This window comes from Microbacterium sp. NPDC055442 (genome assembly GCF_053644215.1).
Genome location: NZ_JBSHLF010000002.1, coordinates 336436 through 359034, shown reverse-complemented (window position 1 = coordinate 359034; position 22599 = coordinate 336436). Strand labels below are relative to the sequence as shown.

Here is a 22599-nt window from a genome sequence, read left to right as displayed (position 1 = left end):
ACGGTGCTCATCCGCGCCTGACCCACCCCACACGGATCTCGATACGCCGCATTCGCGGCTACTCGATCTCTCGCCGACGCGGCTCGACAAAGCAGCGGGCACGGTGCTCATCCGCGCCTGACCCACCCCACACGGATCTCGATACGCCGCATTCGCGGCTACTCGATCTCTCGCCGACGCGGCTCGACAAAGCAGCGGGCACGGTGCTGGTCCGCGCCTGACGCTCGTCAGCGCGGGCGCGGCGCCCGGGCCTTCGTGGGGTCGATCCCCTTGGGGATCGGCAGCGAGGCGAGCGACTGCGACACCGAATCGACACGCTTGATGACAGCGGCCATCGTCGCCCGATCGATCGACTTCGGCAGCGACTTGATGGTCGGCGCCAGCTTGCTGATGGGCACTTCGTCTTCACCGTGGCCCACGTAGAGCACCGTGATCGGCACGCCCGAGGCGACGCGCTGCACCTTCATGCGCTCGTCGTTCACAAGGCGCGTGAGGCGCCCGCGGGCACCTTCGCCGATGATGACGACGCCTCCGCGGCCGATCGCGCGGAACACGGCCTCCTGCGTCTTCGGGTTCACTCCGACGGGCATCTCGCTGGCCTGCCACTTGCGCCCGAGCGACGTCGAGATGACGTGGCCCGCGGCCCCCGGCATCCCGTCGAGTCGCGTGTACATCGCGCGTGTCGACAACCGCGTCATCACCATGAGCGAGCCCAGGATGCCGAACATGAGTCCCGTGACACCCCACAGGATGACACTCCAGACTGCCGTCGGAGGGATGAGGAGTCCGACGGTGACGCCGATTCCGATGCCCACCAGCAGAATGCCGACGAGGAGGAAGGGAAGCCACCGGAACGCCTTCTGTGTGAAGACGTAGAGGGTGCGGATCTGCGAGAAGAAGCCGGGCCGCTTCTCGGGAGCGGTACTGCGGGCCATGAGACCCAGCCTACCTTTTCCGCTCCTGTGACCGTTCCTCCCCAACCCGATCGACCGGCGCATCACCCACAGATGCTCCGCTCGCCCCTCGGCGTCATCCGATCGCAGGACACACTTCTCGTATGCCGACCGCCGCGAACGAGCGCCTGCTCGAGCCCTACCGCGTCGTGCGACGTGTGACGGCGGGCGTGGACGCGCCGTGGCCGGGTACCCTCGTGCGTCTTGCCGACGGACGATCGCGCGTGCTCACCGATGCCTCGGTGTTCGACGACTCGTGGCCGGGGTGGCATGCCTCGGAAGGCGGTCACGTGCTCGCCTGCCTCGATATCGCGCGCCGCACGGATGGCCATGACGTCGTCCTTCCGGCGTGCCCGCGCCGCGTGGCGGACGCGCTTCGTCGCCGACGCGAAGCACGTGTCGAGCTCACGAACGGCGAGCGGGTGACGATCGCCGTCAGCGTGCTGCGCGGTATCGCCGAGCTTGCTCGGATCCCTCGCACGCTCGACGAAGCGTCGGTGACAGGGGAGTGGTGGCTGACCGACGCCGGCAGGCCCGTGCTGGCGACCGGGCTCTCCTCCGACGACGCGGTCGAGGCCTCGACCCGACTGCTCGACGAGCTCGCCGAGCCGTCGTCCCCCGTCTGGCACGACCTGATCGAGACCATCACCACCCGCGCGCTCACCGATCCCGCCGTCGCACGGCTCGAAGACGAGCTGTTCGCACTGGCCCGACCCGAGCCGCTCGGCGACGCGGTCCTCGCTGCGCCGTCCGCGTCGTGGCGTTCGGAAGCGTCATCGACAGCGCGCGAGCGCTCCGTCACGACACCGGCCGAGGCACGTGAGCGAGGCACCCTCTTCGACAGTCTCGCCCGACACGTCGACGCCGACGTCTCCGACCTCGTGTCGCGCACGACGACGCGAGTATGGCGGCGATGGCGCGAACGCGGCACCCGCACGCACGGGCGGCCGTGGGCCGTTGCCGCCGGCGTCGCGGGCCTTGTCATCGCCGTCGGTGCCTTCTGGCCCGGTGACGCCGAGCCCGTCGCGGCGAACACGCCCGCGGCAGAGATGGCCGACGTCATCGAGACGGGCGAGGTCGTCGAGACGGCCGATACGGGCGAAGCCCCGTCTCTCGAGAGCGCGCCGCCGTCAGAAGAGAGCACATCACCGCCCGAGAGCGCGGGCGACGATCACGCCTCGGTCCTGGCCCGCCTTCTGACCGCGCGCGACGCCTGCGGCTCGTCGGTGGAATGCCTCACCGAGGTGCAGACGGATCCGCGCGCGACGTTCTCCGCCGGGCCCATCGACCGCAACGCGAGCGACCGCAGCGTCACGCTGCTCGACGACTTCGGAGGTGTGGCCGTGCTGAGAGTCGACGCACCGGACGAGGCGTCTCAACTCGTGGTCATCCAGCGCACAGACGACTCATGGCTGTTGCGCGACGTCTACGCCGCGCAACAGCCATGAGGATGCGTCAGATCAGGCGCCGAGCTGGCCCTCGAAGTCCGCCGCCTCGAGCCGGGACTTGACGGCCCCGAGGAAGCGGGCGGCGTCGGCTCCGTCGATGATGCGGTGGTCGTACGACAGCGCGAGGTAGACGTACGAGCGGATCGCGATCGCGTCCTTGCCGTCGACCGTCACAAGGCCGGGGCGCTTGACGACGATTCCGGTGCCGAGGATCGCGGACTGCGGAAGGAACACGACGGGCGTGTCGAAGAGCGCCCCGCGCGATCCCGTGTTCGTCAGCGTGAACGTGCCGCCGGCGAGCTCATCGGGCTTGAGCTTGTTCTCACGCGTGCGGGCTGCGAGATCGGCGATCTCGCGGGCGATCTGCGCGATGTTCTTGCTCGCGGCGTCGCGCACGACGGGCGTGAGCAGACCCCGCTCGGTGTCGACGGCGATCGAGAGGTTCTCGGACGCCGGGTACACGATGTCGGTGCCGTCGACCGTCGAGTTGACGACGGGGTAGGCCTGCAGTGCTTCCGCGGCCGCCAGGGCGAAGAAGGGCAGGAACGACAGCTTGTCGCCCGTCTTGGCGAGGAAGTCGGCCTTCGTGCGATCGCGGAAGGCGGCGAGCTTCGTCACGTCGACCTCGACGACCGTCGTCAGCTGCGCCGTCTGCTGCATCGAGGCGACAGCACGCTCCGAAAGCACCTTGCGCAGACGAGACATCGGCTGCGTCGTTCCGCGCAGAGGCGAGACCTCGAGCGAAGCGGGTGCGGCTGCGGGCGCCTCAGCGGCCGGCTTCGATGCAGCTTCGGCAGCCTTGAGCACGTCTTCCTTGCGGATGCGTCCGCCGACGCCCGTGCCGGTCACCGTCGAGAGGTCCACGCCCTGCTGCTGCGCGAGGCGGCGGACGAGCGGTGTCACATACGCGGGTGCGTCGGCCGTGCTTGCCGCGGGGGCAGGCGCGGCGGGTGCCGGAGCAGCGGCCTGTGCGGCGGGTGCCGGAGCAGCGGCCTGTGCGGCGGGTGCCGGAGCAGCGGCCTGCGCGGCCGGTGCCGCTGCGGGCTCGGGCTTCGCCTCGGGCTCGGGGGCGGCAGGCGTGTCGGCCGGGGCAGCGCTCGCACCGTCGCCGATCTCGGCGAGCACGGCGCCCACCTCGACGGTCTCGTCCTCTTCCGCGAGCACCTTCTGCAGCACGCCGGCGTAGGGGGACGGGATCTCGGTGTCGACCTTGTCGGTCGAGATCTCGAGCAGCGGCTCATCGACGGCGACCTCGTCACCGACCTGCTTGAGCCAGCGGGTAACGGTTCCCTCGGTGACGCTCTCGCCGAGTTCCGGCAGCACGACCTGCTTGCCTTCGGACGCCGCCTGGGCGGGGGCATCCGACTGCGCGGGAGCCTCCGCGGCCGGGGCCTCAGCGGGTGCGGCCTCGGCGGGTGCGGCTTCTTGTGCGGCCGGCTCGGGCGCGGGCTCCTCAGCCGGCGCAGCGGCTTCGGGTGCGGCATCCGAGGATCCCGCTCCTGAACCGTCGCCGATCTTCGCGAGCACAGCGCCCACCTCGACGGTGTCGTCTTCTTGCACGAGGATCTCTTCGATCACGCCGCTGACGGGGGAGGGGATCTCGGTGTCGACCTTGTCGGTAGAGATCTCGAGCAATCCCTCGTCCGCCTCTACGGTGTCGCCGACGTTCTTGAGCCAGCGGGTGACCGTTCCCTCGGTGACGCTCTCGCCGAGCGCGGGGAGGACCACGGAAGTGCTCATGGGCTTGTCTCCTTCAGGATGACTGATGTCGTATCTAGCTTAGTGATGCCGATGCGCGCGCAGGTCAGAGCGCGTGCAGCGGTTTGCCCGCGAGAGCCAGGAACGCTTCGCCGAGCGCCTCGCTCTGCGTCGGATGGGCGTGGATGAAGGGGGCGATGTCTTCGGGGTGCGCCTGCCAGCCCACCGCGAGCTGACCCTCGGTGATCAGCTCGCCGACGCGGTCGCCGAGCAGGTGCACGCCGACGATGGGGCCGTCCTTCTGGCGGACGACCTTCACGAGGCCGCCCGTGCCGATGATCTCGCTCTTGCCGTTTCCGGCGAGGTTGTAGTCGTATGACACGATCCCGTCGGCACCGTGCGCCTCGACCGCCTGCGCTTCGGTCAGACCGACCGAGGCGACCTCGGGGTGCGAGTAGGTCACCTTGGGGATCTGCACGTCGGGGATCACTTCGGGTTCGAGCCCGGCGATCTCCTCGGCGACGAAGATCCCCTGCTGGAATCCGCGGTGCGCGAGCTGCAGGCCCGGCACGATGTCGCCCACGGCCCACACGTTCGCCACCCCCGTGCGCAGACGCTCGTCGGTCACGACGAAGCCGCGGTCGACCGTCAGTCCTGCCTCTTCGAAGCCGAGCCCCGCCGTTGCAGGACCGCGTCCGACGGCGACGAGCAGGTAGTCGGCCTCGAAGCTCTTGTCGTTCTCGAGCGTCACCGTCACGGCGTCGTCGGTCTGCGTCGCGGACTGGAAGCGGACGCCCAGCGAGTAGGCGATGCCTCGGCGACGGAACGCACGCTCGAGGCCCTTGCTCAGGGCGATGTCCTCGTTGGGCACGAGGTGGTCCAGCGCTTCGATGATCGTCACGTCGACGCCGAACGAGCGCCACACGCTCGCGAACTCGACACCGATGACCCCGCCGCCGAGGATGATGACGCGGTCGGGGATCACATCGAGCGCGAGAGCCTGTTCGCTCGTGAGGATGCGCCCGCCGATCTCGAGACCGGGAAGCGTGCGGCTGTAGGAACCGGTGGCGAGCACGACATCGGTGCCCCGGTAGAGGTCATCGCCGACTCGGACGGCCGGTCCTGCCTCGAGGCGTCCTTCTCCCGGGACGACCGTGATGCCGCGCGCCTTGATGAGGCCCTCGAGCCCCTTGAACTTCTTCGCGACGATGCCCTCGCGGTAGGCGCGCACGCCCTCGGGGTCGATGCCGTCGAGCGTCGCGCGCACGCCCATGCTTGCGGCATCCCGTGCCGTGTCGGCCACTTCGGCGGCGTGCAGCAGCGCTTTGGTGGGGATGCACCCGCGGTGCAGGCACGTGCCGCCCACCTTGTCCTTCTCGATCAGGGCGACGGTCTTGCCGAGCTCGGCAGCCCGGAGCGCTGCGGCGTAGCCGCCGCTGCCGCCACCGAGGACGACGAGGTCGAAAGTGTGGTCAGTCATCGTGTTCCCTCTCCCGCGATGAAGCGGATGAGCGACCGCACGGTTGCGGCGGTCGGTCCCTTGTCAGTGAATCCGTAGCCGGAGCCCTTGTTCATGCCGACGCCGGCGATGTCCAGGTGCACCCACGGAATGCGCGGCGCATCCGCGTCGTCGCCGACGCGTCCGACGAAGCGCTGCAGGAAGAGTCCTGCGAACATCGACCCACCGGCGGGGTCGCCGATCTTGGCGTTCTGCATATCGGCGATGGGGGAGTCGAGATCCTCGGCCATGTGTGCAGGCAGCGGCAGCTGCCACGCGGGCTCGCCCACGGCCGCGGCGGCCGCGAGGTAGTCCGCCACCGCCTGGTCATCGCCCATCACGCCGGTGTGGCGCGTGCCGAGCGCGACGATGATCGCCCCGGTCAGCGTCGCGACGTCGACGATCACGTCGGGCTGGGTGCGGCTGGCGGCGACGAGCCCGTCCGCGAGGACGAGACGGCCCTCGGCGTCGGTGTTGGTGACCTCGACGCTCGTCCCGTCGAGCATGCGCAGCACGTCGCCCGGGCGCGTTGCCCTGCCGGACGGCATGTTGTCGGCGATGCACAGCCACGCGCTGACTCGAACGGGAAGACCGATCGCCGCGACCGCGCGCAGTACCGCGAGCACCGTCGCCGCGCCGCACATGTCGTACTTCATACCCACCATGGACGCGGGCGGCTTGAGCGAGAGACCGCCGGTGTCGAACGTGATGCCCTTACCGACCAGCGCCACGTGGCGCTCGGCGCCCTCGGGCGCGTACTCGAGCCGGACGAGGCGGGGCGGACGATCGGATCCCTGTCCGACGCCCAGGATGCCGCCGTACCCGCCTTCGGCGAGCTGGGTTTCGTCGAGCACGTCGACCGATACGCCGAGACCTTCCACGGCGGCGACGGCGCGCTCCGCGAAGTCAGCGGGACCGAGCCATTCCGCGGGGATCGAGACGAGGTCCTTCACGAGGGCCGCGGCATCGGCGATCGCCGTGATGTCGGCGATCTCTCCCGGTTCGGCCTCGGCCGTCCCGTGCACGACGACGCGCGACGCACGCGGCTTGGGCGCCTCGGACTTGTATCCCTTGAAGCGGTAGCCGCCCAGTCCGGCGCCCTCCGCTGCCGCGGACCACAGCTGCGGGTCGGCGAGAGGCGCGGCGACGGCGACGTGCTCGAATCCGACGAGAGAGCGGATGCCGGTGCCCACCGCATCGCGCAGCGCGGCGGCATCCGGATCAGACCCGGTGCCCACCAGCGCGAGCGGCAGGCTGGTGCTCTCGGGAGCGGAGACCCGGGCGTACGAGCCCGGAGCGCCCGTGAAGCCGATGGACGACAACGCCTGCGCGAGCCCCGGCCAGTCGGAGAGCACATCGTCGTCCTCTATAGGAGGAAGTGCGAGGAGGAGGGCGTCGGCGTCGGCCTCTCGGATCGGATCGGTGCGGTATTCGAGGTCGGGGAACGACATGTCCTCCATCCTAGAGATGGCGGCGTTCGCTGTGAGCGGGATCGGCGCGACCCGCGCGTCGGACGCGACTCGTAGCATGGACGCATGCCCTCGCACGGTCCGCTCTTCGAGCGCTCGGTATCGGCGCCGCCGGTTCCGGCGAGCCTGCCGCTCGTCATCGCGCTGACCGGCTTCACCGACGCAGGCGGAGCGGTCGGTCAGGTCGTCGACCACTTCCGCGACACCCTGCAGCCGATCCCGATCGCGGTGTTCCTCAACGACGCGCTGCTCGACTACCGGGCGCGGCGCCCCATCATCTCGTTCGAACAGGACCATCTGACGGACTACCGTCCGGCGCGGCTCGAGCTCTCGCTCGCGCATGACACGCTCGGCCAACCGTTCCTGCTGCTTTCGGGCTACGAGCCCGATTTCTCGTGGGAGGCCTTCGCGACGGCCGTCGTCGCGCTGGCGCACGAGTACTCCGTGGCATCCGTCACCTGGGTGCACGCGATCCCCATGCCCGTGCCGCACACGCGCCCGATCGGCACGACCGTGAGCGGCACGCGGAAAGATCTGACGGAGGCGCACTCGGTCTGGCAGCCGCACACGCAGGTCCCGGCGACGGCCGGGCACCTGTTGGAGTACCGGTTCGCCGAGGCCGGGGCCCGCGTCGCCGGCTTCGTGCTGCTCGTGCCGCACTACCTCGGAGATACGGAGTACCCCGCCGCGGCCCTGGCGGCACTCGACAGCCTCACCGTCGCGACGGGCCTCGTCTTCGCCGGCGACGATCTGCGCGACGAGAACCGCGACTATCTCACGCGCGTGCAGGAGCAGGTGGCCGCGAGCGACGAGCTGTCCCGCATGCTCCAGGCGCTCGAGGAGCGCTACGACGCCTATATGGCCGGTTCGACCCTCGCCGCGCCCATGGTGCACACGGGCGATCTGCCCAGCGCCGACGAGCTCGCCGCCGAACTGGAGCGCTTCCTCGCAAGTAGGCCGAGCGGCGACGACGACACACGCGGCTGACGCGGGGAATGCTTCGGGGCCCCTCGGGGTTGACCCAAGGGCACCCTGTTGCACACCCCTATCACGGCGGACGAATGTCGTGGGATGAGTATGCGATACTGGATGCATTGACCCGTTGTCAACCGTCCCACAGGCCCACCCTGTCGGGCCGCGGACTTGACAAGGGTCTTACTAGTGTCCGAAATCTACCGGCGCCGGACCCCTCCGGGTCTCACCGGTGAAAGGCAGAACGTGACTCCAGGCACGAACACGAAAGCCCGCTCGAGTGCCGCCAAGGCGGTCGAGTCGGACGAGACCACTGCTGCCGAGCAGGAGGCTGCGGCGAAGAAGCCCGCGGCGAAGAAGCCCGCGGCGAAGAAGCCCGCGGCGAAGGCACCCGCGACCAAGGCTCCCGCGAAGAAGGCGGCTCTCAAGAAGGCCGCGCCGAAGAAGGCGGCCAAGACCGAAGACGAGATCGACGAAGAGACCGAGGTCGACGTCGACGCCAAGCTCGCCACAGGCAAGGGCAAGGCTTCGGAAGACACCGACGACGTCGACGACGACGAAGAAGAGACGAAGACGCCGGCATTCACCGAGCCGCTGCCCACGGGCGCGATCGTCATCTCGTCCTCCGACGACGAGGACGTCCCGGTCTACTCGACGCAGATCACCGGCGCGACCGCCGACCCCGTCAAGGACTACCTCAAGCAGATCGGCAAGGTGCCGCTGCTGAACGCGGCCGAAGAGGTCGAGCTCGCGATGCGCATCGAGGCGGGTCTGTTCGCCGAAGAGAAGCTGTCGCACATGTCGGCGGCCGAGAAGTCGGCGCAACTGGGACTGGACCTGCAGTGGGTCGCCCGCGACGGACAGCGCGCCAAGAGCCACCTGCTGGGTGCGAACCTGCGACTGGTCGTCTCGCTCGCGAAGCGCTACACGGGCCGCGGGATGCAGTTCCTCGACCTCATCCAGGAGGGCAACCTGGGCCTCATCCGTGCCGTCGAGAAGTTCGACTACACGAAGGGCTTCAAGTTCTCGACCTACGCGACGTGGTGGATCCGTCAGGCGATCACCCGCGCGATGGCCGACCAGGCGCGCACCATCCGCATCCCCGTGCACATGGTCGAGGTCATCAACAAGCTCGCCCGCGTGCAGCGGCAGATGCTGCAGGACCTCGGTCGCGAGCCCACGCCCGAAGAGCTCAGCCGCGAACTCGACATGACGCCCGAGAAGGTCGTCGAGGTGCAGAAGTACGGCCGTGAGCCGATCTCGCTGCACACCCCCCTCGGCGAAGACGGCGACAGCGAGTTCGGTGACCTGATCGAGGACACCGAAGCGGTCGTCCCGGCGGATGCGGTGGGCTTCACGATGCTGCAGCGTCAGCTCGAGTCTCTCCTCGACTCGCTGTCCGAGCGCGAAGCGGGCGTCATCCGCATGCGCTTCGGACTCGGCGACGGCCAGCCCAAGACCCTCGACCAGATCGGCGACACCTTCGGCGTGACGCGCGAGCGCATCCGTCAGATCGAGTCCAAGACGATGGCCAAGCTGCGTCACCCGAGCCGTTCGCAGTCGCTGCGGGACTATCTCGAGTGAGCCCGCGCCACGGCAGCGGCCTCCGGTACGTTCCGGCGATCGTCGCCGGCAAGCTCGCGCGGTTCGCGACGCGCTTGCGCGGCGGCGGGTCGGCGTTCCCCGGGTACGTCGCGAATCGGCTGGCGCCGACGCTTCTGAACACGCTGGGCGGGCAGTTCCCGTACGGCGTCGTCTTCGTGCTCGGCTCGAACGGCAAGACGACCACGACCCACATGATCAGCGAGATCCTGCGGGCTCACGGACTGACGGTCTTCACCAACCCGACCGGCGCGAACCTGCCGCAGGGCGTCACGAGCGCCCTGCTGGCCGATGCGACGCTCACCGGGAAGGTGCGCGCCGATGTCGCCGTGCTCGAGGTCGACGAGGGCTTCGCGTCCGAGTTGGCGGACATCCTCGGCCCACGCGTCATCCTGGCCCTCAACGTCCAGGTCGACCAGCTGTACCGCTTCTATGAGACCGAACGCGTCGCCGACATGATGCTCGACGCCGCGACGCGCGCCTCGGTGCGCGTCGTCGTCAACGGCGACGATCCCTACCTGAGCAAGGTCGACGAGTCCTCGCTGCGGGCACCCGCATCGTTCTTCGGCGCCTCCGCCGAGGTCGTCGCCGCATCGGCCCACGGGCTCGTGAACGCGATCGACACGCGCAGCGGCGTCGCCGGCACGCACCAGCGCGTGTACGAGTCCGAGGTCGTGTCCATCGCAGGGCGCGACGTCGAGCTGGATCTCGCGGGCGAGCGCATCCGCATCACGCTCCCCGCGCGCGGTCTGCACTACGCTGTCGACGCAGCGGCCGCCGCGAGCGTCGCCCTGCACGTGCTCGGCGATCGCTTCCACGCGGATGCCGCGTCGGCGGGCTTCGCGCGGATGGCACCCGCCTACGGGCGCGGCGAGCTCGTGCCGCTGCGTCGCGACCCGGCAGGCGAGCAGGTCGAGTTCGTCATGTTCAAGAACGGACCGAGCCTGCAGCTCAACGTCGACGCCCTCGACGGGGCGCCGGAGCGCGTCCTGATGGCGATCGACGAGGGCACACCGGACATCTCGTGGCTGTACGACGTCGATCTGTCCGCGTTCGACCACGTCGATGTCGTGACGGGCGAGAAGGCCCACCAGATCGCGACCCGGCTCGCCTATGCGGGTATCCCGATCGGCGTCGTCGAGCCCGACATGGAGAAGGCGGTGCAGCTCATGCGCGCATTCCCCGAAACGGCGACGCGACGTCAGGTCTGGTTCGTCAACTACGAACTCATGATGAGCGGTCGCCGTGTGCTCGGCTACGGCGACCAGGAAGTGGCCCGGCGATGACGACGCTCACGATCGTGCAGCTGTATCCCGATCTCCTCGGTGTGACCGGAGACCGCGGCAACGTCGACGTGCTCGCGACACGTGCGCGCTTCGCGGGTCTGACACCGGAGGTGACGCGCGTCGGCATCGGCGACCCCGCCCCCGAGCACGCCGATGCGATCGTGATCGGCAACGGTCCGCTCTCCGCCATGCGCACAGTGCATGCCGACCTGCTCGCCCGACGCGAGTGGATCACGGCGCAACACTCCGACGGCACGGCGATCCTGTGCGTCGGCGGCGGCGCCGAGCTGCTCAGCGACGGGATCGACCTGCTCGATGACTCGCGGCTGGAAGGCCTGGGCCTGATTCCTGCCCGCGTCGCGCGCACGCGCACCCGCCGCGTCGGGTACATCGTGGCGGACACTCCCGATGGTCGTCTCGTCGGATTCGAAGACCATGCGTCGGAGTGGACGCTGCTCCCGGCAGCACCGGCGGATGCGCGTTACGGAACCGTCGTGTCAGGTCGGGGCGGTGTCGCGGGCGGCGGCGAGACTCTCCGCGTCGAGGGACTCTATGCCACGAACGTGCAGGGCCCCGTGCTGCCGCTCAATCCGCAGCTCGCCGACGCGCTCCTCCGCCGCGCCGCGGCGCGTGCGGGAGCGGAATACGTCGTCGCTGCCGAACACTCGACCCTCGATCAGCATGCCGATCTCGCCCGTGCAGCGATCGAGCGTCACGCACGGAACGCTCAGTTCACAGCCATCCAGCTCTGAACCGAGCGCGTCCTCAGCGGGTTTCGTCGAGCCGCGCGGTCTCGTCGTGCCACGACGTGGCGACGGCGCGCAGCTTCTCTTCGTACTTGCGCCCGTGGTGGGCGCAGAAGAGCATCTCGGTGCCGTTCACCTCGGCGGCGATGTAAGCCTGAGCGCCGCACGAATCGCACCGGTCGATCGCAGTGAGGCGGTGCTCGAGGACGGCCGTGTTCTCGGCAGGTGTCGAAAGCGTGGTCATCTCGGTTCCTCCTCGGGTATGCAGAGCCGACAGCTGGTCTGAGAAATACAACCATGGGTTCCGGCAGGGAATGCCCGGAACCGGTCGTCGTTCGCTGTCCGCGTACGGACCGCGGGGCTGCCGTGTGTCCCGGGCCCGCTGTCGCCGGGCGCGGATACCCTTGAGGATTGTGACTGCTGAGTACTCCGCCCATCACCTCCAGGTGCTCGAAGGCCTCGAAGCAGTCCGCAAACGGCCCGGCATGTATATTGGCTCGACCGACTCGCGCGGTCTCATGCACTGCCTGTGGGAGATCATCGACAACTCGGTCGACGAAGCCCTCGCGGGGCATGGCTCGCACATCGAGATCGTGCTGCACGCCGACGGCAGTGTCGAGGTGCGCGACCGCGCACGCGGCATCCCCGTCGATATCGAACCTCGGACGGGACTGTCGGGCGTCGAGGTCGTCTTCACGAAGCTGCACGCCGGCGGCAAGTTCGGCGGGGGGTCGTATTCCGCCTCGGGTGGGCTGCACGGCGTCGGCGCATCGGTGGTCAACGCCCTGTCCGAGCGTCTCGATGTCGAAGTCGACCGCGGTGGCAAGACGTGGGCGATGTCGTTCCACCGGGGCGAGCCCGGCATCTTCTCGGGCCCCGAACCGACCTCGGTCTTCACGCCCTTCGAGAAGAGCTCCGAGCTGCGTGTCGTCGGACGCGCACCGAAGGGCGTGACGGGCTCCCGCATCCGCTACTGGGCGGACGGCCAGATCTTCACGAAGGACGCCGCATTCAACCTGGTCGAGCTCGAGCAGCGCGCGCGACAGACCGCTTTCCTCGTCCCGGGGCTCGAGATCGTCATCCGCGACGAGCGCCCGTCGACCGTCGCCGCCACCGCCGACGGCGAACCCGTCGTGACGTCCTATCGGTTCGACGGCGGCATCTCCGAGTTCGCCGATTTCCTCGCGCCCGACACACCCATCACCGACACGTGGCGGCTGACCGGTGACGGTGAATTCACCGAAACCGTGCCGGTCCTGCAGAAGACCGGCGCGATGGTGCCCACCGAACTGCAGCGCACGTGTCACGTCGACATCGCACTGCGGTGGGGCACGGGCTACGAGACGGTGAACCGATCGTTCGTCAACATCATCGCGACGCCGAAAGGCGGAACCCACCAGGCGGGATTCGAAACCGGACTCGTCAAGGTCCTCCGCTCGCAGATCGAACAGAACGCACGTCGCCTCAAGGTCGGCAACGACAAGATCGAGAAGGACGACATCCTCGCGGGCCTCACGGTCGTGCTGACGGTGCGCCTGGCCGAACCGCAGTTCGAAGGACAGACCAAAGAGGTGCTCGGCACGCCGGCCGTGCGGCAGATCGTGGCGAACGTCGTCACGAAGCAGCTCACCGCGAAGTTCTCGTCGACCAAGCGCGACGACAAGGCGCAGAGCGCGCTGCTGCTGGAAAAGGTCGTCTCCGAGATGAAGGCCCGCCTCTCGGCGCGCGCACACAAAGAGACCCAGCGACGCAAGAACGCGCTCGAGTCGTCGTCACTGCCGGTCAAGCTCGCCGATTGCCGCACGAACGACGTCTCGGCATCCGAACTGTTCATCGTCGAGGGCGATTCCGCGCTCGGCACGGCCAAACTCGCCCGCAACAGCGAATACCAGGCGCTGCTGCCGATCCGCGGCAAGATCCTCAACGTCCAGAAAGCCTCGGTCGCGGACATGCTGGGCAACGCCGAATGCGCCGCCATCCTGCAGGTCATCGGCGCCGGGTCCGGCCGCTCGTTCGACATCGACGCGGCACGGTACGGCAAGGTCATCCTGATGAGCGATGCCGATGTCGACGGCGCGCACATCCGCACGCTGCTGCTGACGCTGTTCTTCCGCTACATGCGTCCGCTCATCGACGAGGGCCGCGTCTATGCCGCGGTGCCACCGCTGCACCGTGTCGTCGTCGTCAACCCGGGATCGAAGCCGAACGACACGATCTACACCTACTCCGAGCAGGAGCTGCACGCGCTCCTGTCGAAGCTGACGAAGTCGGGCAAGCGCTGGCAGGAGCCCGTCCAGCGCTACAAGGGCCTGGGCGAGATGGACGCCGACCAGCTCGCGACGACGACGATGGACCGCGCAGGGCGGACGCTGCGTCGCGTGCGCATGGAAGATGCGGAAGCGGCCTCGACGGTGTTCGAACTGCTCATGGGCAATGATGTCGCACCGCGCAAGGAGTTCATCATCGACTCGAGCGGCAGTCTCGCCCGCGAGCGCATCGACGCCTGACCCGCCGCGCCCTGGCCCCTGAGCCCGCCGAAGCGTCGTCCCTCGTCCGGTCCCTGAGCCTGCCGAAGCGTCGTCGCCGTTCGGCCCCTGAGCTTGCCGAAGGGTCGTCATTGACCCGGCCCCGGCCCCTGAGCTTGCCGAAGGGTCGTCATTGGCCCGGCCCCGGTCCCTGAGCTTGCCGAAGGGTCGCCACCAGCGGTTCCTCCCCACCCGCGGCATCCTGCTCTTCGTCCACCGGCCTTGACCCGCAGCATCCGCCCACGGTGATCCGCGGCACGATCGACACATGCCGCACGTTTACATCGCGAAATGCCGCGACGGCCGCCTCTATGTCGGCAGCACGAAGAAGGAGCCCGAGGCCCGCGTCTGGGAACACAACAATGACGAGGACCTCGCCGCTCGGTACACGATCAAGCGGCGACCGGTCGTGCTCGTGTACGCCGAGCACCACGAACGAATCGACGACGCCCATCGACGCGAGCGCCAACTGCACGGCTGGAGTCGCGCGAAGAAGATCGCTCTCATCGCGGGGCGCCTCGATGATCTACCCGCGTTGTCGCGGAAGCGGTCGAGGTAGAGGAGCGACCCTTCGGCAAGCTCAGGGACCAGACCGGCGACGACCCTTCGGCAAGCTCAGGGACCAGACCGGCGACGACCCTTCGGCAAGCTCAGGGACCAGACCGGCGACGACCCTTCGGCAGGCTCGGGGACCGGACGAGGGACGACCCTTCGGCAGGCGCAGGGACCAGACCGGCGACGACCCTTCGGCAGGCTCAGGGACCGGGCGGGTGAGGGACGAACCCGTCGTCCGGGTCGGGGAGCGAGGGGTGGGGGAGCGGTCAGCGGATGGGGAATCCCACGGCGCCGACGACGCCGTCGAGCGGGATGCCCGAGGCGTCACGTTTCGCACCCGACGGCGGAAGCGCTCGCACGCCGCCGTCGGAGCCCACCGCACGCGGGTCTTCGCCGGCCCACGCGAGAGTGAGCGCGTCTTCGCCTTTGAGGAACCGCTGCGCGCGCACGCCCCCGGTTCCGCGACCCTTGGCGGGGTACTCCTCGAACGATGAGACCTTGCCCGTGCCGGATTCGGCACCGAACAGGGCGTCGTTGCTTCCGGCGATCGTCACGACGCTCACGTCGGATGCCGCGGCATCGACGACGCCGAAGAACACGACGCTCGCACCGGCCGAGACCCGGATGCCGGCCATCCCACCGGCACCACGGCCCTGCGGCCGCACGGAAGACGCCTCGAACCGCAGCAGCTGTGCATCGCTCGTCACGAAGACGAGTTCGGCGTCGTCGGGCGCCGGCGCCGCGCCGACGACGCGGTCACCCGGCTTGAGCGCGATGATGTCGATGTCGGGCTTGTTCGCGAGTTCGCTCGCGGCGACGCGCTTGACGACGCCCTGCGCGGTCCCGAGAGCGACGGCGGGGGAGTCCACGAGCGGCACGATCGCGATGACGTGCTCACCCGATGCGAGGCCCAGGTACTGATCCGCCTTCGTGCCTGCGGCGAGCTGCACCGAGTTGCCCGGGACGGACGGCAGGTCGACGGGAGAGAAGCGCACCAGACGACCGGTGCTGGTGACCGCGCCCAGGTCGCCGCGGGTCGTCGCATCGACGGCTGAACGGATCGCGTCGTGCTTCGAGCGACGCCCCGGCGGCACGATGCCGCCTCCGGGAGTCTCGGCAGCCAGCTCGGCGCGCACCATCCGGCCCGTGGCGGAGAGGAGGACACGACACGGGGCATCCGCGATCTGAAGGTCCGCCGCCGCGGCGGCCGACCGGGATCGCGGGGCCACCGGCCCACCGTTGAGCAAGAGGGTGCGCCGCGGCGTGCCGAAGGTCTCGGCCGCCGCATCGAGCTCGCGCGCCACCTGCGCGTGCAGCAGAACGTCGCTCGCGAGCAGCTCTTCCAGCGCGGCGATCTCGGTCTTGAGCGCGTCGCGCTCGCCCTCGAGCTCGACGCGCGAGAACTTCGTGAGGCGACGCAGACGCAGCTCGAGGATGTATTCGGCCTGCAGCTGCGACAGGTCGAAGACCTCTTGCAGACGCGTGCGCGCCTGCTCGCTGTCGTCGGAGGCGCGGATGACCTGGATGACTTCGTCGATGTCGAGGATCGCGATGAGCAGACCCTCGACGAGGTGCAGCCGCTCCTTGCGGCGCTCGAGCCGATACCGGCTGCGTCGCGTGACGACCTCGATGCGGTGATCGAGGTACACCCGCAGCATCTCCTTCAGCCCGAGCGTCTGCGGCTGCCCTTTGACGAGCGCGACGTTGTTCATGCTGAACGAGTCCTCGAGCGGCGTCAGCCGGTAGAGGTGCTGCAGCACGGCGTCGGGATCGAAACCCGTCTTGATGCTGATGACCAGACGCAGGCCGTTGTGCCGGTCGGTCAGGTCGGTGACGTCGGCGATGCCCTGCAGCTTCTTGGCCTGCACGGCATCCTTGATCTTCTCGATCACGCGCTCCGGGCCGACGAGATACGGCAGCTCGGTCACGATGAGGCCGGTGCGACGCGGGCCGAGCGACTCGACCGAGACCTTGGCGCGCGTGCGGAAGCTGCCCCGGCCCTTGGCGTAGGCGTCTTTGATGCCGTCGAGTCCGACGATGATCCCGCCGCCGGGCAGATCCGGCCCGGGGACGAACTCCATGAGGTCCTCGACGCTCGCATCGGGGTTGTCGAGCAGGTGGACCGCGGCCCCCACGACCTCGATGAGATTGTGGGGGGCCATGTTCGTCGCCATGCCGACGGCGATGCCGGTCGTGCCGTTGACGAGCAGGTTCGGGAACGCGGCCGGCAGCACTTCGGGCTGCTGGAACTGGCCGTCGTAGTTCGGGATGAAGTCGACGACGTCTTCGTCGAGATTCTCGGTGAGGGCGAGGGCCGCGGGTGCGAGGCGCGCCTCGGTGTACCGCGCGGCGGCGGGGCCGTCATCGAGCGAGCCGAAGTTGCCATGCCCGTCGACGAGCGGGACGCGCAGCGAGAACGACTGCGCGAGTCGGACGAGGGCGTCGTAGATGGGCGCGTCACCGTGCGGGTGGAGCTTGCCCATGACCTCGCCGACGACACGCGCGCTCTTGACGTGTCCGCGGTCCGGGCGCAGCCCCATGTCGGCCATCTGATAGAGGATGCGGCGCTGCACCGGCTTGAGACCGTCGCGGGCGTCGGGCAGGGCCCGCGAGTAGATCACCGAGTACGCGTACTCCAGGAACGACGTCTGCATCTCGGTCGAGACGTCGATGTCCTCGATGCGTCCGTGATCGGCGGGGATGGCGGCGGAGCGGGATGCGGGCATGGTGCGGGTGCGACCTCGGGTGACGGCGGTCCGGAGAGGGCCTTCTGCGCATGTGCGAGACTGACCCGGATGTCACTCAGCCTACCCGCGGACCCGCCCCACGCTCGAAGCCTCACCGGTGTCGTGCCGCAGCTTTTCGCTTCGCTCGAAAGTCGATCTGAGTGGTTCGCTCCGGCGACGAGTGCCATCGTCTTCGTCGTCGACGGCCTCGGTGCGTCCTCTCTCACCGCGCGGGCGGGCCACGCGCGGTTCCTCGCGCAGTCCGGCACGAAGAAGGACGTCGCTCGCACCGTGTTCCCCTCGACGACGGCGACAGCGCTCACGAGCCTGCTGACGGGCGCACCGGCGGGGGTCCACGGCATCGTCGGCTACCGTGCGCGCATCCCCGGCACGGACGACGTCGTCAATCAGCTGCGCGGCTGGGACACCGACGAGCTGCCGCAGAGCTGGCAGCGCGCGGAGCGCCTCGTCGCCCGCCACGCCGACCGCCCCTGCTTCGTCGTGTCGAAGTCCGAGTACGCCGGCACCGGATTCACCGAGGCCACGATGGGCGAGGCGCAGTTCGTCGGCGAGAACGATCTGACGGCGCGGGTCGAACGGGCCACCGACCTTGCGGCGCGGCATCCCGGCTCGTTCATCTACCTCTATGCGAATGACCTCGACGCCATCGGTCATAAACGCGGATGGCAGTCCGACGAATGGATCGGCGCCCTCGAACGCGTCGACGCCGCCGCGCGGACGCTCGCCGCGGCGGCGGACCCGCAGACGGGGATCGTCGTGACAGCCGACCACGGCATGGTCGATGTGCCGCGGCACCGTCAGATTCTTCTGGCCGACGGCGACGCGCACCTCGACGGCGTCCGCCTCATCGGCGGAGAGCCGCGGATGCTGCACCTCTATGCCGAAGACGGTGCCGCCGCGGACGTGCTCGATACCTGGCGGCAGGCCGAGGGCGGACGCTCGTGGGTGCTCTCACGCACCGAGGCGATCGACGCGGGACTGTTCGGCAGCGTCTCGCCCGACGTCGCGCCGCGGATCGGCGATGTCCTCGTCGCCGCACGGTCCGGCATCGCGTACTACGACGACCGCGTCGACGACAAGGCGCCGCAGAAGATGGTGGGACAGCACGGCTCGCTCACGAACGAAGAACGCATCGTGCCTCTGCTGAAGCTCGGCGCGTACGCCTGAGTCAGTCGTCGCCGCGCGCGCCGAAGACGATCTCGTCCCACGAGGGCATCGACGTGCGCCCCTTGCGGCGCCCGCCGCCCTCGCCCACGACGGCTTGCGTCGACTCGGCACGGTCATCGGGGCGGTCTTCTTCGCCCGGCGCCTCGTCGTATCCGGGCTCGAGCGCATCGAACAGCGCGACGGGGGCGTGCGCGCGAGGCGTCTCGACTTCGGGCTCGGCCTCGGGGAGCGGTTCGCGCTGACCGCGACGGCGGCGCAGCGCCTCGAGCAGATCAGCCGTCTCGGCCGAGGTGACCGAGGTCTCGGTCGCGCGCTTGATCGCGGCCTGCTGCACGGCCGGCGTCGCGGGTGCCGGCAGGTCGGGGGTCTCGAGGTCCGCATCGGGCAGACGGCGCGGCCCGAACGCGCCGCTGTCGAACCGCGACTCGTCCTTGGGCGCCACGACGTCCAGCGCGCGCAGGCGGGGGATGAGTCCTTCGGGCAGCGACCCCTGACGGGAGAGCTGAATGGCATCGGAGTTCAGCGGCGAGAGCGTGCTGCGGCGTGGATCGAATCCCCAGCGCGCGTCGTGGTCGACCGCGCTCGCCGTGAACTCGAGCTTGACGATCCACCCCGTCTGCTCTTTCCAGCTCGTCCAGCGCTCGGCGCTGGCCCCCACACCGGCGAGCTTGGCGCGCACGGCTGCGCCGAACGTCGGGTTGGCATCACCGTCGAAGTCGCCGCCCAGCAGCACGGGTACCGCGAGGGCCTGACCCACGACGTGCTCACGCTCGGCGAGCACGGGCCCTTCGAAACGCACGATGTCTTCGACGCGGGCGCCGAGAAGCGTCGCCACCTCTTGCGCCGACAGCCCGGCACGGATCTGAGCCTGGATGTCGCGCGGGCTCGGACGATCGGCGCGCTGATCGGGCTCCCGGTCGCGCCGTGCCTTGCGCAGCTCGGCCCGCAGCGCCTCGTCGAGCGGCAGCGCGAATCGCTCGCCCGACTCGGTCGCCAGCACGAGCATGTCGTCCTCGGTTGCGATGACTTTGAGCTGTTCCATGCGAAACGCCCTCCGATCAAGATCTCTGCGGCCCATCGTGTCACGCGACATCGACATCGCCGGGAATATCGTGCGCGCGCCGTGAGTTTCACGCTCACGCATGCGGAGGCCGCCGATGGCATTTGCGAAATGGCCACCCGTCGTGCAAACTATCGCCGCCCCATGAGGTCGAGGCGCCCCCCACATACCCGGAAGTCGAGAAGTTCACGCATGGCCACCGATTACGACGCCCCCCGCAAGACCGAGGATGACAGCGAATCGATCGAGGCTCTGAAGGAGCGCGTTCCCGACAAGCTCTCAGGCTCGGTCGACGTCGAAGACGCCGACAACCCGACCGGATTCGAACTGCCCGGCGCGGACCTGTCCGACCTCGAGCTCGACGTCGTCGTGCTGCCTCCGCAGGAGGACGAGTTCACGTGCATGAGCTGCTTCCTCGTGAAGCACCGCTCTCAGGTCGACCACGAGTCCTCCGACGGACCCATCTGTCTCGAGTGCGCGGCCTGAACCGCATCCGCTGACATCCCGAAGGCGAGCGCTGCTACGAAGCGCTCGCCTTCGCCGTGTCCCGGCGCAGCGCCGCCCGCAGGCGATCGGGCGTACGAGTCGAGATGACCCAGTTCGGAGCCGGGTCGTCGATGTCGAGGATCGGCACGACGACGACGCCGTCGATGCCCCCTCGGATGACGTGCCACGCACGGGGATCCAACCCCGAGCCGCGCGCATGGCGAGCAGCCTCGCCCGCGTAGGCGACCGGTTCGCCCGTGAAGCCGATCTCGATCCGCGCGCGCCCGGCGCGCAGCATCCCGTCACGAACCTCGATGACGGGGGATGCCACCACGAGCAGTGCGACCAGGAGCACCGCCACGGCGATCCCGATCGCCAGTGCGAGCGTCGTGTCGACGGGCGAGAAGATGAGCGCGGCCATCGGCCCGCACAGTGCTGCGGCGACGAGCAGCCACAGCGAGGGACTAAGTCTTTCGCGGTAGACAGGCGCGCTGGCCGCTCCGCCGTGCGTGGATGCCATCTGCATTACCCTCGATGAGTGACCGAAACCGTGGACGTCCCCATTATCGCGCCCGTCCTGCCGGTGTACGCCCACCCCGGCGACGCCGGGGCGGATCTCGTCGCGAACGAGAGCGTGCGACTCGAGCCGGGGCGGCGCGCGCTCGTCGGCACCGGCGTGCGGATCGCGCTGCCCGACGGGTACGCCGCGTTCGTCGTGCCGCGCTCGGGTCTCGCCGCCAAACACGGCATCACGATCGTCAATGCACCGGGTACGGTCGACGCGGGATACCGCGGCGAGATCAAGGTCGCGCTGCTGAACACCGACATCGATAACGCCTACGACATCGCCATCGGCGACCGGATCGCCCAGCTGATCCTGATGCCGGTGCCGCGGGCGCGCTTCCTTCCGGTCGACGACCTGCCCGACAGCCCTCGCGGCGACGCCGGCTTCGGCTCGACCGGCTACCAGAACGGAGTCACGTCATGACTGACGCCACACCCACACCCACCCCCGCGGGCAAAGTCGCCCCCGACAATCGCTCCACGACCGGACCGTTCGACGAGTCCGAGGCCAACCCCGTGCGCCCGTACATCGACCTCGGCGGCATCAAGGTGCTTCCGCGCGAGGGACTCAACCTGCGTCTCGAGGTGGAGGAGCAGACGAAGCGCATCGTCGCCGTGGGCCTCGACTACGCCGGTTCGACCCTGCAGGTGCAGCCGTTCGCCGCACCGAGAACGGCCGGGCTGTGGGAAGAGACACGGGAGCAGATCCGCGAACAGGTGAGGCAGCAGGGCGGCCGCGTCGAAGAGCGCGAGGGTCCGCTCGGCCCCGAGCTGCTCGCTGAGGTCCCCGTGGCGACGGCCGAGGGCGAGCCGGGCAAGCGTTTGGCACGATTCGTCGGCGTCGACGGCCCGCGCTGGTTCCTGCGCGGCGTGATCGGCGGCGCCGCGACCGCCGATGTCGAGGCCGCCGAGAGCATCGAAGACCTCTTCCGCTCCATCGTCGTCGTGCGCGGGGGCACGCCCATGCCGCCGCGTGACCTGATCCCGCTGCGGATGCCGGCGACCCCGGGCACCGCGTGAACGACCGCCCCGACCTGACGCCGCCCGACCCCGGAGCGCCGGCGTCCGCCGATGCGGCACCCTCGGCGTCCGAGATCTTCGGGGCGGCACTCGGCGGCGCGGCGCGCCGGGCGGGCCTGGACCCTTCCGAGGGCAAGAGCACGGGACACGTCGTGTGGGGTGCGATGGGCGGCTGGCGCGGCGTGCTCGAATCCGTGCTTCCGGGCCTCATCTTCGTCGCGGTCTACACGGTCACGATCGACCCCGCGACCGGTGACGGCAACCTGTGGCTGTCGCTCGGACTCTCGGTAGGGATCGCCGCCGTCTTCACGATCGCGCGGCTCATCGCCCGCCAGCCCGTCACCGCAGCCGTCGGCGGGCTCGTCGCCGCCGGCGTCGCGGCCGCCTTCGCCGCGTTCACGGGTGAAGCCAACAACAACTTCATTCCCGGGTTCATCACGAACGTCGTCTACGGCTCGGCGCTGCTGATATCGGCGCTCATCGGATGGTCGATCATCGGCCTCGCGGTGGGGTTCCTGATGGGGGAGGGCACCGCCTGGCGCCGGGACAAGCGCAAGCGCCGCGTCTTCTTCTGGCTCACGATCGCGTGGGCCTCCCTGTTCGCCGCCCGGCTGATCGTTCAGGTTCCCCTCTACCTCGCCGACAACGTCACGGCCCTCGGAACCCTCAAGCTCGTCATGGGTCTGCCGCTGTTCGCACCGCTCGTCGCCGTCACCTGGCTCGTCGTGAGGGCCGTGTATCCCCGCAGCGAGGCAACGCCGGATCCCGCCGCCGAGTGATACATTTATCTTGACATCAAGATA

21 protein-coding genes are annotated in these 22599 nt (G+C 69.3%); 13 read left to right on the top strand and 8 right to left on the bottom strand.

From position 1 onward, the window contains the following. Nucleotides 1-221: hypothetical protein (locus ACWIBS_RS06150; RefSeq protein ID WP_376125744.1), on the top strand; the 221-nt coding region annotated here is incomplete at its 5' end. A 6-nt stretch (nucleotides 222-227) separates the two neighbouring features. Here the strand turns inward: ACWIBS_RS06150 and ACWIBS_RS06145 are convergent. Then, entirely contained in the window at nucleotides 228-935 is a 708-nt protein-coding gene (locus ACWIBS_RS06145) for a DUF4191 domain-containing protein (RefSeq protein WP_376125747.1), read from the bottom strand. Nucleotides 936-1057: 122 nt separating this feature from the next. On the opposite strand from ACWIBS_RS06145, the gene ACWIBS_RS06140 reads away from it, so the two are divergent. Continuing rightward, entirely contained in the window at nucleotides 1058-2401 is a 1344-nt protein-coding gene (locus ACWIBS_RS06140) for a hypothetical protein (RefSeq protein ID WP_376125750.1), read from the top strand. Between the two features lie 12 nt (nucleotides 2402-2413). Here ACWIBS_RS06140 and sucB read toward each other — a convergent pair whose 3' ends face one another. The 3 genes from sucB to ACWIBS_RS06125 form a co-directional block, all read right to left on the bottom strand. Continuing rightward, entirely contained in the window at nucleotides 2414-4141 is a 1728-nt protein-coding gene (sucB, locus tag ACWIBS_RS06135) for a 2-oxoglutarate dehydrogenase, E2 component, dihydrolipoamide succinyltransferase (protein ID WP_376125752.1), read from the bottom strand. A 64-nt stretch (nucleotides 4142-4205) separates the two neighbouring features. Next, nucleotides 4206-5579, bottom strand: coding sequence for a dihydrolipoyl dehydrogenase (lpdA, locus tag ACWIBS_RS06130; RefSeq protein ID WP_376125755.1), 1374 nt, complete (start codon nucleotides 5577-5579; stop codon nucleotides 4206-4208). Next, a complete protein-coding gene (locus ACWIBS_RS06125; protein WP_376125757.1) occupies nucleotides 5576-7048 on the bottom strand; it encodes a leucyl aminopeptidase in 1473 nt (490 codons plus the stop codon). The genes lpdA and ACWIBS_RS06125 overlap by 4 nt, the downstream gene beginning before the upstream one ends. Nucleotides 7049-7132: 84 nt before the next feature. Here ACWIBS_RS06125 and ACWIBS_RS06120 point away from each other — a divergent pair, with 84 nt between their 5' ends. The 4 genes from ACWIBS_RS06120 (at nucleotide 7133) to ACWIBS_RS06105 (ending at nucleotide 11678) form a co-directional block, all read left to right on the top strand. Then, nucleotides 7133-8053, top strand: a complete 921-nt coding sequence (locus ACWIBS_RS06120) for a proteasome assembly chaperone family protein (protein ID WP_376125760.1) — start codon at nucleotides 7133-7135, stop codon at nucleotides 8051-8053. Nucleotides 8054-8284: 231 nt separating this feature from the next. Then, a complete protein-coding gene (locus ACWIBS_RS06115; RefSeq protein ID WP_376125763.1) occupies nucleotides 8285-9622 on the top strand; it encodes an RNA polymerase sigma factor in 1338 nt (445 codons plus the stop codon). After that, nucleotides 9619-10926: a MurT ligase domain-containing protein gene (locus ACWIBS_RS06110; protein ID WP_376125766.1), complete on the top strand. Its 1308-nt coding sequence runs from the start codon at nucleotides 9619-9621 to the stop codon at nucleotides 10924-10926. Before ACWIBS_RS06115 ends, ACWIBS_RS06110 begins: the two co-directional genes overlap by 4 nt. Next, entirely contained in the window at nucleotides 10923-11678 is a 756-nt protein-coding gene (locus tag ACWIBS_RS06105) for a glutamine amidotransferase (protein ID WP_376125769.1), read from the top strand. Before ACWIBS_RS06110 ends, ACWIBS_RS06105 begins: the two co-directional genes overlap by 4 nt. A gap of 13 nt (nucleotides 11679-11691) precedes the next feature. Here the strand turns inward: ACWIBS_RS06105 and ACWIBS_RS06100 are convergent, their stop codons facing one another. Further along, a complete protein-coding gene (locus tag ACWIBS_RS06100) occupies nucleotides 11692-11916 on the bottom strand; it encodes a DUF7455 domain-containing protein (protein WP_376125771.1) in 225 nt (74 codons plus the stop codon). Between the two features lie 169 nt (nucleotides 11917-12085). Here ACWIBS_RS06100 and ACWIBS_RS06095 point away from each other — a divergent pair, with 169 nt between their 5' ends. After that, the gene (locus tag ACWIBS_RS06095; protein ID WP_376125774.1) at nucleotides 12086-14179 is read left to right on the top strand and encodes a DNA gyrase/topoisomerase IV subunit B; all 2094 of its coding nucleotides are present in this window, start codon (nucleotides 12086-12088) and stop codon (nucleotides 14177-14179) included. 286 nt (nucleotides 14180-14465) lie between these two features. Then, nucleotides 14466-14756, top strand: coding sequence for a GIY-YIG nuclease family protein (locus ACWIBS_RS06090; RefSeq protein WP_376125777.1), 291 nt, complete (start codon nucleotides 14466-14468; stop codon nucleotides 14754-14756). 262 nt (nucleotides 14757-15018) lie between these two features. Here ACWIBS_RS06090 and ACWIBS_RS06085 read toward each other — a convergent pair whose 3' ends face one another. Next, nucleotides 15019-17478, bottom strand: a complete 2460-nt coding sequence (locus ACWIBS_RS06085) for a DNA gyrase/topoisomerase IV subunit A (RefSeq protein WP_376125780.1) — start codon at nucleotides 17476-17478, stop codon at nucleotides 15019-15021. A gap of 69 nt (nucleotides 17479-17547) precedes the next feature. Between ACWIBS_RS06085 and ACWIBS_RS06080 the strand changes: the two genes are divergently transcribed. Next, nucleotides 17548-18666, top strand: coding sequence for an alkaline phosphatase family protein (locus tag ACWIBS_RS06080; RefSeq protein ID WP_376125782.1), 1119 nt, complete (start codon nucleotides 17548-17550; stop codon nucleotides 18664-18666). A 1-nt stretch (nucleotide 18667) separates the two neighbouring features. Here ACWIBS_RS06080 and sepH read toward each other — a convergent pair whose 3' ends face one another. Then, nucleotides 18668-19708 (bottom strand): septation protein SepH, encoded by a 1041-nt coding sequence (gene sepH, locus ACWIBS_RS06075; RefSeq protein WP_376125785.1) that lies wholly within the window; start codon nucleotides 19706-19708, stop codon nucleotides 18668-18670. 210 nt (nucleotides 19709-19918) lie between these two features. On the opposite strand from sepH, the gene ACWIBS_RS06070 reads away from it, so the two are divergent. After that, a complete protein-coding gene (locus ACWIBS_RS06070; RefSeq protein WP_376125788.1) occupies nucleotides 19919-20212 on the top strand; it encodes a DUF4193 domain-containing protein in 294 nt (97 codons plus the stop codon). A gap of 34 nt (nucleotides 20213-20246) precedes the next feature. Here the strand turns inward: ACWIBS_RS06070 and ACWIBS_RS06065 are convergent, their stop codons facing one another. Next, nucleotides 20247-20732: a DUF3093 domain-containing protein gene (locus tag ACWIBS_RS06065; protein ID WP_376125791.1), complete on the bottom strand. Its 486-nt coding sequence runs from the start codon at nucleotides 20730-20732 to the stop codon at nucleotides 20247-20249. Between the two features lie 18 nt (nucleotides 20733-20750). Between ACWIBS_RS06065 and dut the strand changes: the two genes are divergently transcribed. The 3 genes from dut to ACWIBS_RS06050 are packed head-to-tail and all read left to right on the top strand — an operon-like array spanning nucleotide 20751 to nucleotide 22575. Next, nucleotides 20751-21200 (top strand): dUTP diphosphatase, encoded by a 450-nt coding sequence (gene dut, locus ACWIBS_RS06060; protein WP_376125793.1) that lies wholly within the window; start codon nucleotides 20751-20753, stop codon nucleotides 21198-21200. After that, a complete protein-coding gene (locus ACWIBS_RS06055; RefSeq protein WP_376125796.1) occupies nucleotides 21197-21796 on the top strand; it encodes a DUF3710 domain-containing protein in 600 nt (199 codons plus the stop codon). The genes dut and ACWIBS_RS06055 overlap by 4 nt, the downstream gene beginning before the upstream one ends. Then, on the top strand, nucleotides 21793-22575 hold the full coding sequence (locus ACWIBS_RS06050) for a DUF3159 domain-containing protein (RefSeq protein ID WP_376125798.1): 783 nt from the start codon (nucleotides 21793-21795) through the stop codon (nucleotides 22573-22575). Before ACWIBS_RS06055 ends, ACWIBS_RS06050 begins: the two co-directional genes overlap by 4 nt. The last annotated feature ends 24 nt before the right edge of the window (nucleotides 22576-22599 follow it).